We start from the raw sequence: 1,579 nt of genomic DNA on the forward strand, positions 1-1,579 counted from the left end.
GAAAACCTGCCCATCGAGGAGGGCACGCTGCGCAGCGTCTTCGCCAGCCTGCGCCTGGGCACGCCGCTCAACCACGTGGCCCTGGCTTGGGAGCGGGCGGGCGAGGACCTCATCGGGGGGGATTTTGACTACTCCCTCGCCGACGTCACGCTGCGCAGCCGCGTGCCCGTGGCTGAAGCGCAGCATCTGGACCTGCGGGTGAGGGCTGCCAGCAACCTGCGCGGCGCTCTGCCGCTGCAGCGGCGTTTCCTGCTCGGCGGCCTGGGCAGCGTGCGCGGCTACGACTACCAGTCCCTGCTCGTGCCGGCGGCCGCCGGTCCCGCGCCGCTCTACGGCGGCGAGCGCATGCTGCTGGCCAACCTCGAGTACGGCGTGGACCTCTTCGAAGAGCTGGAGCTGTTCGCCCTCTACGATGCGGGCATGGCCTGGGCCGATCGCAACGCGGGGGACATCGCGCTCGCGGATCTCAAGGACAGCGCCGGTCTCGGCATCGGCTTCGATGACGACGACACGGACCTGCGCCTGAACATCCTGCGCACGCTCGACGGCAGCGAGCAGACGGCCGTCGAGCTGCGCCTGGGGCGGGCCTTCTGATGTCGCGCGCCGGGGCAGGGTGGGCGCTGGGCATCGCGCTCGCGGCCGCGGCGCTGGCCGCGGCCGCGCCCGCGCTTGCGGCGCCGGCGCTCACCCTCGCGGCCGCTCGCCTCGCGGGTCCTGAGCTCAGCGTGGAGATCGCGCTCACGGGCTTCGTCGACGAGAAGCTCCAGGCCGACCTCGAGGCGGGCCTGCCGGCCGCGCTGCTGCTGCGCTGGCGGCTCTGGGAGCGCCGGGCGGGCTGGCCGGACCGCGCGCTCGCGGACGGTCTCCTGCGCGAGCAGCTCTTCTACGACCTCCTCGAAGCGCGCTACACGCTCTTCGATGCCCGCGGCCGCCCGCGCGCCCGCTGCGCGGATGCGGCCGCACTCGCCGCAGCACTGGCTGCGCCGCGCCGGCTCGTCTTCCCCCTGCCGGCGGCCGTGCCGGCGGGGCGCGTCCCCGCACCCGAGATCGAGGCGCGGCTCGAGCCGCTCACGCGCGAGGAGCTGCAGGAGCTCGAGCGCTGGCTGGCCGGCGGCGAATCGCGGGGCGCGGGCGGCCTCCTCGGCGGCCTGCGCGGCGGCCCCGAGCGCCTGCTGCGCCGCCTGGCGGGGCTGAGCAGCCGGCAGGCCAGCGCGCGCTGTGCGGTGACGGCGCCCTGAGGCGCCGGCCGACCGGCGCACTCTCGGGACTCGCCTTCGCGCACGGTTCCTGCTAGGCTCTCGCGCCCGCAGCGAAGGAGCGAGGGCGGCGTGCTCAGCGACATCCATCCCGGCAGCAGTCATCCCCTCGGCGCGAGCGTGCAGGCGGGGGGCGTCAACTTCGCGATCTACTCGCGGCACGCCCAGTGCCTGGAGCTACTGCTCTTCGAGGGTCCCGAGGACTCGGCGCCCGCGCGCGTGATTCGCCTCGATCCGCGCCGGCACCGGACGGCGGACTACTGGCACGTGCTGGTGAAGGGCATCGGTGCCGGGCAGGTCTACGGCTGGCGAGCGCACGGGGG

At 74.9% G+C, this 1,579-nt stretch carries 3 protein-coding genes; all 3 read left to right on the forward strand.

Annotation, left to right across the window (positions count from 1 at the left end):
* Nucleotides 1-594: hypothetical protein (locus FJ251_16265; protein MBM4119254.1), on the forward strand; the 594-nt coding region annotated here is incomplete at its 5' end.
* The gene (locus tag FJ251_16270) at nucleotides 594-1,238 is read left to right on the forward strand and encodes a DUF4390 domain-containing protein (protein ID MBM4119255.1); all 645 of its coding nucleotides are present in this window, start codon (nucleotides 594-596) and stop codon (nucleotides 1,236-1,238) included. The genes FJ251_16265 and FJ251_16270, both read left to right, overlap by 1 nt.
* A 90-nt stretch (nucleotides 1,239-1,328) precedes the next feature.
* Nucleotides 1,329-1,579, forward strand: a 251-nt coding sequence (locus FJ251_16275) for a glycogen debranching enzyme (GenBank protein ID MBM4119256.1), incomplete at its 3' end; no start/stop codon positions are given.

It is taken from the genome of bacterium, from assembly GCA_016873475.1.
In the GTDB taxonomy this organism is placed as follows: domain Bacteria; phylum Krumholzibacteriota; class Krumholzibacteriia; order JACNKJ01; family JACNKJ01; genus VGXI01.